Source organism: Nonomuraea sp. NPDC049129 (genome assembly GCF_040648495.1).
In the GTDB taxonomy this organism is placed as follows: domain Bacteria; phylum Actinomycetota; class Actinomycetes; order Streptosporangiales; family Streptosporangiaceae; genus Nonomuraea.
This window is the reverse complement of record NZ_JBEZDU010000063.1, coordinates 1-7519: the sequence shown is the minus strand read 5'-3', so window position 1 is coordinate 7519 and position 7519 is coordinate 1. Positions and strand designations below refer to the sequence as shown.

The 7519-nt window shown below is 69.3% G+C and carries 9 protein-coding genes; 4 read left to right on the top strand and 5 right to left on the bottom strand.

The genetic code is table 11. From position 1 onward, the window contains the following. Positions 1-248: 248 nt before the first annotated feature. The 5 genes from AB0B64_RS60655 to AB0B64_RS60635 all read right to left on the bottom strand — a co-directional run bounded on the left by AB0B64_RS60655 (position 249) and on the right by AB0B64_RS60635 (position 3447). Positions 249-662, bottom strand: coding sequence for a hypothetical protein (locus AB0B64_RS60655; RefSeq protein ID WP_358207638.1), 414 nt, complete (start codon positions 660-662; stop codon positions 249-251). An 11-nt stretch (positions 663-673) separates the two neighbouring features. Next, positions 674-2641 carry an ABC transporter ATP-binding protein gene (locus tag AB0B64_RS60650; protein WP_358207631.1) on the bottom strand — a complete coding sequence of 656 codons (1968 nt, stop codon included), beginning with the start codon at positions 2639-2641 and terminating at the stop codon, positions 674-676. Between the two features lie 104 nt (positions 2642-2745). Continuing rightward, entirely contained in the window at positions 2746-2886 is a 141-nt protein-coding gene (locus AB0B64_RS60645; RefSeq protein ID WP_357952875.1) for a hypothetical protein, read from the bottom strand. 47 nt (positions 2887-2933) lie between these two features. Further along, a complete protein-coding gene (locus AB0B64_RS60640) occupies positions 2934-3110 on the bottom strand; it encodes a hypothetical protein (RefSeq protein WP_358207620.1) in 177 nt (58 codons plus the stop codon). Next, positions 3085-3447, bottom strand: a complete 363-nt coding sequence (locus tag AB0B64_RS60635; RefSeq protein WP_357952877.1) for a hypothetical protein — start codon at positions 3445-3447, stop codon at positions 3085-3087. The genes AB0B64_RS60640 and AB0B64_RS60635 overlap by 26 nt, the downstream gene beginning before the upstream one ends. 223 nt (positions 3448-3670) lie before the next feature. Here AB0B64_RS60635 and AB0B64_RS60630 point away from each other — a divergent pair, with 223 nt between their 5' ends. The 4 genes from AB0B64_RS60630 (at position 3671) to AB0B64_RS60615 (ending at position 7062) form a co-directional block, all read left to right on the top strand. Then, a complete protein-coding gene (locus tag AB0B64_RS60630) occupies positions 3671-4417 on the top strand; it encodes a hypothetical protein (protein WP_358207608.1) in 747 nt (248 codons plus the stop codon). Between the two features lie 286 nt (positions 4418-4703). Further along, complete coding sequence (locus AB0B64_RS60625) at positions 4704-5021, top strand: hypothetical protein (protein WP_357953418.1); 318 nt, start codon at positions 4704-4706, stop codon at positions 5019-5021. A 264-nt stretch (positions 5022-5285) separates the two neighbouring features. Further along, positions 5286-5882, top strand: coding sequence for a hypothetical protein (locus AB0B64_RS60620; protein WP_357952879.1), 597 nt, complete (start codon positions 5286-5288; stop codon positions 5880-5882). A gap of 385 nt (positions 5883-6267) precedes the next feature. Beyond that, entirely contained in the window at positions 6268-7062 is a 795-nt protein-coding gene (locus tag AB0B64_RS60615) for a hypothetical protein (protein WP_357952880.1), read from the top strand. The last annotated feature ends 457 nt before the right edge of the window (positions 7063-7519 follow it).

Sequence of the window (7519 nt, the reverse complement as noted above, 5' to 3'; positions counted from 1 at the left end):
CGGCTACACCACACTGATCCTTTACTCGACCGATGGCCGGCGGCAGTTCGAGATCTCCGTCACGCGAAGCACCACCGACGACGCCATCATCCCCGAAATGATCAAAGCCGGCCAAGCCGTCCTGTGCCCGGCGGCTTGAAGCCCGGCTCGACGGACACCGCCCGCGCAAACCTCGGGTAGGCGGTTCGATCGATTGACGCCACCCGAACCCCCGGAAACCGTCACCAACCAGCGCGAATCCCGTGAGTCTAACGATCGGTGATCAAAGCGCGGCCCGTTTCTGCCGAATTCCGGAACCGCATTCCCCGGACAACTGGTCGGCCGCCGGGCGGGTGCACGGTTGTGCCGGTGGTGTGCACGTCGGCGCCGAAGCGGTGCAGCCCGGCCACGTGAGTGTCACGCCGCGGGTAGATACGTTCGTCGATCGCGGAGGTGCCGCGGGCCTGGGTGAGCAGGGCTGCCAGTTGCGGAGCGGTGTCAGCGGGCAGGCCTGGATGCGGTCCGGTGGCTGCCCGCACCGCCCGCAGCTCGCCGGGCACGCCGGCCACCAGGGTGCCATTCGCGTCGGCGAGCTCGACGCCGGCCGGGACAGCGTCGAGGCCGAGGATGGGATCGACGACTTCGTGCAGCAGTACGGGCCGATGCGGCCCGTACCGCTGCACGGCACCCGAGGTCAGGGTGTGGGGGTGTCGGCGTTGTACTGGCCGGCCTGCAACGCCCACAGCTCGGCGTATTCGCCCGCCAATTCAAGGAGCTCCTGGTGGGTGCCGTTTTCGGTGATCACGCCGTCCTGCAAGACGAGGATCCGGTCGGCGTGCTGCACCGAATGCAGGCGGTGGGTGATGAGGACGACGGTGCGGCCGCCCGCCAGTGCCCGCACCCCGGCGAACGTCGCGGCCTCGGCGCGGGGATCGAGGGCGGCGGTGGGCTCATCGAGCACCAGGAGCGGCGCGTCGCGGAAGTAGGCGCGGGTGAGGGCGATGCGCTGCCACTGCCCGCCGGACAGGTTGACCCCGCCTTGAAACTCGGGCGCCAACAGGGTGTCCCAGCCGTCTTTCAGCCCTTCGATGAGGTCGACCGCGCCGGCCGATGCGGCTGCTCGGGTGAGGGCCTCGGCCGTCGGATCGGTCTCATAGCGGCCGATCGCGACGTTGGAGCGGACGGTGAAGGGCCAGCGTTCGAAGCCCTGCGACAGCAGGGCCACGCTGTCGAAGGCGCGGTCGCGGTCGAGGTGGGCGGTGTCGACGCCGTCCCAGGTGACCGACCCTTCCTCGGGCAGGTACAGGCCGGTGAGGAGTTTGGCCAAGGTGGTCTTCCCGGACCCGTTGTGGCCGACCAGGGCGACCACTTCGCCGCGACCGATCGTGAGGTTCACCCCGTTGAGGGCGGGCTTGCCGGCGTTGACATAGCTGAAGCGCAGGTCTCGGACCTCGATCCGTTCCGGGCCGGTCGCCGGGGTGACGGTCCCTCCGGCGGGGATGGCCAGCTCCTGGGCCTGCCGGCAGGCATCCCTCCAGTCCGCGGTGTACAGGCCGTACTCGTGCATGTAGGCCAGCGAGCTGACCACGCTCCCGAGCTGGTTGGTGCCCGTGCGGATGGCCAGGACGGCGGTACCGGCGGCGGCCAGCGCCATCCGGCCGGTGGCCAGCAGCCAGCCGAGCAGCACGTAGGTCGCCGCTGTCGTCAGCCCGCTGAGAGCGCCCGCGACCAGATCGGCTTTGGCGTCGGCGCGGGCCAGACGCGCCTGCTCAACCGCCGAGTGGGTCGCGAGCCGGTCGTAGTGGCCCAGCAGGAAGTCCCCAGCGGCGTGAGCACGGATCTCCTCAGCCGGATCTTTGCTGGTCAACAGGCTGGTGAGGCTGGCTTGCTGCCGCATGTGCGACAGCCATGTCAGCCGGGACTCGTTGCGCATCCGGGTGGCACGGACGGCGGCCCAGCCCCGGGGAACAACGATGAGAGGCAGAAGCGGGAGCAGCAGGGGGTGCAGCACCCCCAGGACGCCGGCGGCCGCGATGATGCCCATCACCGCGGTGACGGTCTTGATGAGCTGCTCGATCACCAGGTCGATCCACCCGGCCCCGTACTGCGCGGCATCCAACAGATCGTGGAAGTCGGCGCGTTGGAAGTGCAGGAGCTCCACCCGGGCGGACCTGGCCAGCAGTTCGGTGTAGGCCAGGTGTTCCACCTTGGGCTTGAGGCGGCCGGACATGGCGTTGGACCAGGCGGTCATCACCGCGATGGCGATGCCCGAGACGCCGACCAGCGCGAGCGCGGGCAGCGCGGCCGCGATCCGGTCCGGGGTCGGTCCCGCGGTCAGGAGTTGCTGCAGGACGCTGTTGGTGGCCAGGAGCCCGCCCGCTGTGGCGGCCCCGACCAGGAGCTGGCAGACAGTGACGATGATCAGGGCGTTGCGGTCGGCTCGCCAGCTCAGCTTGAGGCAGATGCCGACCAGCTCGGGCAGACGGCGCATCATCCGGCCGAACCCGGCCGTCCTGTCCCCTTCGTGGCGGGCCCAGCCCATGGTGTAGCGGATACCGCTCCCAAACAGTGGATCGGGCGCGCCGGCCTGCGCGTCACCCTCCTTCGGGGTGTCGTGCTGCGAGGTGTCTTCTGCCTCAGGGGGGTTGGTCCTGGCACTCACTGACGAGCTCCGTTCAGTCGGGGGATGGACTCGCGGCGGGCGCTCGACGACAGGCCCGTCTTCGGTGCAGGTGAGGTCGTGGGCAGGCTCCTCCCGTTGCGTGATCAGTGATGCTTGGCAGGGCGGTGCGCCGTGGGCGTGCGGGTGCGCCGGTCCGTGTCGGGGCGGACCCGGTTGGCGTAGATGTCAGTGACCGTCCGGTCGGGTCCGGGCAGGCCGATGGCGTGCGTGTCGAAGGCGACCATGTTGGTGAGGATGTCCAGGACGGGGCGCGGTTCGGCGCGCGGCGGGCTTAGAAGATCACAGCCGCAGGCGAGGCAGTACCGCAGACCGCGTCGAACAGGACGGCGTCGGGGATCGCGTGCTCGGCGTCGGCCAGCACGACCGTGACCCGGCCTCCGTACCCGGTCGCATCCAGCAGCCTGGCCGCCCGGTCGGTCACCTCAGAGAAGATGTCGACACTGACCACCCGGCCGGCTGTGCCCACGAGCTCGGCGATGAGCGCGGCGTAGCACGCTCATGCCCGGCCGCAGGTCGGCGTGCTGCAGCATCAAGGCCTGGATCTGCGGGGCGGAGACCGAACTGATCGCGTTGCCGTGCTCATCCCACTTGGTGCGCACCGCCTCGTAGGGGGCGTAGGCCTGCTCAAGGGTCGCCGCGGGGGTGAACTCGTGCCGGGGCACCGTCCGCATCGCCGCTTCGACCCGCGCCTGGGTGATGGTGCCATCGGCCACGAGCGCGTCGACGAGCTGGTCACGCCACTCGTCCGGGGAAGCAGCGGCGGTGCTGGTGCTCACATCGGTCACGAGGAGTCCCTTCTCGGCGCAGCGCCAGACAACCCCAGGGCGGGGCGGCGGCGCACAGCCCGCACCCGACGGGCCGCGTGCATAGTCCTACCGGAGCGGCAGCCGCCGCGCCCGCACATCCGCGCTACACGACCGTGTCTGCCAAGGCGTCACCTTCATCCCCTCACGGCCTGGACGGGGGATCCAGCGCCGCCCCTGCCCAGGGTGCCGCGCGTAGGCGCGGATGCGTGCCCTGTCCTGCGGAAATGCGCTCTTCGAGTCGTGGTTCAAGAGGGTCCACGTTGCTTCCTGCCGGCTCTCCCCCACCGGGAGTCAGCGCAGGGATACCGGCGCGGCGCGCCGCCGCCGTCGCCGACTACGAGCAGGTGGGGCACGGGTACGCGGTCACGGCGCTCCTCCACACCCCGGACGGCCCCGACCCGCTCCTGTTCACCCGCAACCGCGCCGTCGAGCTGCCCCGCTCACCACCGAGCAGTGGGTCACCCTCGCCTCCGGCGCCGAGGACGCCCTGGAGGCGCTGATCGCCCTGCTCGGCGAGCGTGCGTCCGCACCGCCGCTGGGTCACATCGCCCGCGCTGCGAGGCTCCTGGCCGACCGCCTGCCCAAGGACCACCCCGCCCGTACGACCGCCGCCGCCCGCCTGCGTGACCTGCACGAACACGTCATCAGCCCGGACACGACCCTGCCCATCGCCGCCGGGGTCACCTCGGTCACCGCCCTGGAACGAGCCGCCGGAGCGACCGCCGCCCACCTCCCAGAGAGCAGGCTCACCATCGGCGAAGCCCTCACCCTGGACCCCGCCGGAGACGGCTACCGCGTCCACCTCCGCCCGTCCCGCTGGTCCGACCTGGACGCGCTGCCCCGGCCCTCCGCCACGGCGGCGCCACCGATGTCGCCCTGGTCATGGAGGACCTGTGCTTCCTCCGTTCGTCCGAGCCACTGCAGGCCGCGGCCCGGCTGGAGGCTCTGAGGTCAGCCAACCCTTCAGCGGCGAGCTCCGCATGTGCCGTCCGCGTTGGTGCCAGGTCTGGTCAGTGCGCAGGTCTCTCTGCCGCCTTGCTGGATTAGGCGCAGGATGCGGAACTCGGCAGGAGGCTCACGCTCAAGCCCACATCAACGATCAGGCGGCCGCTGCGTACGTTATAGCCGTACATCGTGACGGCCTTCGCTTTACCAGCTATTGACCCTGACCTAGGCAAACTCAGCATCCCCCGCGTCGGTCGAACCGTTGGGGAGCGTCATGGCCACACTGCGCGCTGCCGGCCCCATGCTGGCACTCGCCATCGACCACCTGCCCGAACCGGCCAGTCGCCACGGAGGGTGTCTTTTACGAGCCGAAATATGACGGGTATCGCGCGTTGGCCAGGATCGACAACGACGGCGGCGTACAACTGCAATTGCGGCACGGCACCCGGCTCAACGAGATGTTCCCTGAACTCGCTTTCGCCCTATGGGAGCACCTCCCGAAACGGACAATCGTCGAGGGGGAGATCGTCCGTTGGAGCGAGGCGGGCAGGCTCGACTTCGAAGCGTTGCAGCGTCGCGTGGGCGGCGGCCAGCGTTATCTTTGGTGACTCTCAGTCGTGCGCGGCTACTTGACGCACAGTATCTGGGAGTCCATACGGCATGTTGGGCAGGTCAGGTGCGGCCGAGCGGCACTACCGGGCCGAACGAGCCGCAGCCGCCGAGGTCACCAGCGAGCGGCAGCGCCGGCCAACGCCACACCGCATGGGCCTGGTGATCGACATGTTCGGTAACATATGGTAACGATTCGGTGACATATAGTACCCGGCGGGCGTGCACCAGCCTCAAAGCCGCGAACAGATACGGAGATCTCCATGCGGGCAGCAACCACACGAACCAACTCCCGATCCAGACGGCCGATCACCGTCAGCGCGGCCGTCGGCAGCGCACTGTTGACGGCCCTCATGGCCGCACCGGCCTACGCCGGCGAAACGCCGAACGTCCCCGGCAAAGCCCGCGCATCCACGGCCACCGTAGCCTCCCAATCGGGAGGCCAGGAATGGATCCAGACCGATCCGCTCACCTTCAGCCACACTCTCACCGGCGCCGACCGCGTCTACGAGCAAATCTCCGAGGTCCCGGCACTCACGATTCCCTTTCCCGGCGTGTGGGAGTTCTCCTATCACGCCCGCCCGGTCGTTCAACCCACGACGAGCGGGGCGATGTACATCCGCACAGCGTTGTTCAAGAACGGCACGCGTATCCCCGGAAGTGAGGCCGTGACCGGCCTCACTGGCCCGAATCAGATAATTCAGGCCACCGCCGGACAGACGTTCACGCACACCTTCGCCGCCGGGGACGTCGTGACGCTCCACGCGGCCCGCATCCATCCTCAGGCTGGCGCGGCCTCCATCGCTAGCAACGAAGACGGACGCACCACAGTCACGGCGCACTGGGTGAGCCCAACCTGAGCCGAACCAAAGCAACTCCCGCATTGAGGTGATCTCGCGCCGTCGGGGAAGCCGTGGCCTCGTTGCCCGCCACGGCACCACACGCGGTCCGGCTGGCCACCGACGGCCGCAGCGGGGAGACCGGGAACGACGGACGGCCATCGTTCCCGGATCTCGTCGACGTTCCCGCCTCGGCGCTCTCGTCGGCGTCACTCGAACCGGTGAACAAACGTTCCTGCTCCCGACGGACACGTCGGAGTGCAGTGACGCGCTCTTAGACCCCGAGGCGCTCTCCGCATGCCTGGTTCTTCTTTGGGTCCGGGCGGAGCTCGGTCAACTTGGCCTACGTGAAAGAAGAGATCATCATCCTCTGACCTGCTGGAAGGGTCCTACAACCCCAGATAAGGTGGGCGCCCGCCACCTGTCGACACTGGAGCCCTGCCGCTACGTGATCTTCGAACTGCTGGAGATCGACAGCGTCGACGTCCGCACTCAACCCCTGGCCGAGCGCCGCAAGCACCTGGAGAAGTTGTTCGCTGGCATCCCGGCCGCGTGCCCGCTTGCCCTGTCCATGCAGACGAGCGACCCCGGCGAGGCCAGACCGTGGTTCACGTCCCTGGCCGGGCACGGCATCGAGGGCCTGATGATCAAGCCTGCCGGTGAGCCGTATCAGCCGGGCGCCCGGAACTGGTGGAAGTACAAGTCCAGGACCACCACCGAAGCGATCACCGGAGGGGTGACCGGCAGCCTGGCCCGGCCCTCAGGGCTTGTGCTGGGCCGCTATCCCCCTAAGGGAGGACATCTGCGGGTCGTCGGCCGGACTACCCGGCTGGGCCACGACCTGGCCGCCGAGGTGGCGGCGTATCTTCGCCCGGCCGCCGCGGCTGACCATCCGTGGCCCGAGCAGCTGCCCGCCGGGTGGGCGAGCGGCCTACACGGCAAAGGCGACCCCGTGACCTACAGGCGGATCGTGCCGGAGCTGGTGGTCGAGGTGCTGGTCGACGTCGCCCGCGAGCGCGGCCGGTGGCGGCACCCGATGCGCTGCCTGCGTCTGCGGCTGGACCTGTCCCCGGACGCTGTACCGCGCGGTACCAGGCCGGACGGCGGCCTGACGGCCACGCCGACGCAAGATGGGCTCCCGGTCAAATTTTGTCTTGAGCCCCGGCACCGATTGATCTTGCTCTCCCGCCTGCAGGAGTGAGACGACTTAGGTCAGCAGCCGGCGACTCCGGCATCGCCCGGCCAAACCACAGCTCCAGCGCACGCGATGGCCTGGACCGTGAGGCGCAATCACGGGCCGCCAAGAACGAGGGTGACGCCGCTGCCTGAGCGGGCGAGGTTGGACGAACGGCAGAGTTCGGTCCCCGCCGTACACGCTGAGGCCGTTCGATGCCCGGTGGTTCATGCCGGGCCTGGTCGCGGAGGCGCCCACGGCGGTCGACTGCTTCCTGTTCGAGAACGAGGACGGCACCGATTGGCGCATCCTGATGTGGGACGTGCTGGCCACCGGCTACGACCAGCGCAGCACCGTGGCGATCCCTTGCGCACGAGCACCTCCAAGGAGGTGTGGTCGAGGATCGCGATCCCGCCGGGCCCGTCGTTGCCGTCGGCGCCGCCGAGCGCCGACAGGTAGATCCCGCCGGGCCCGCAGTGCACGG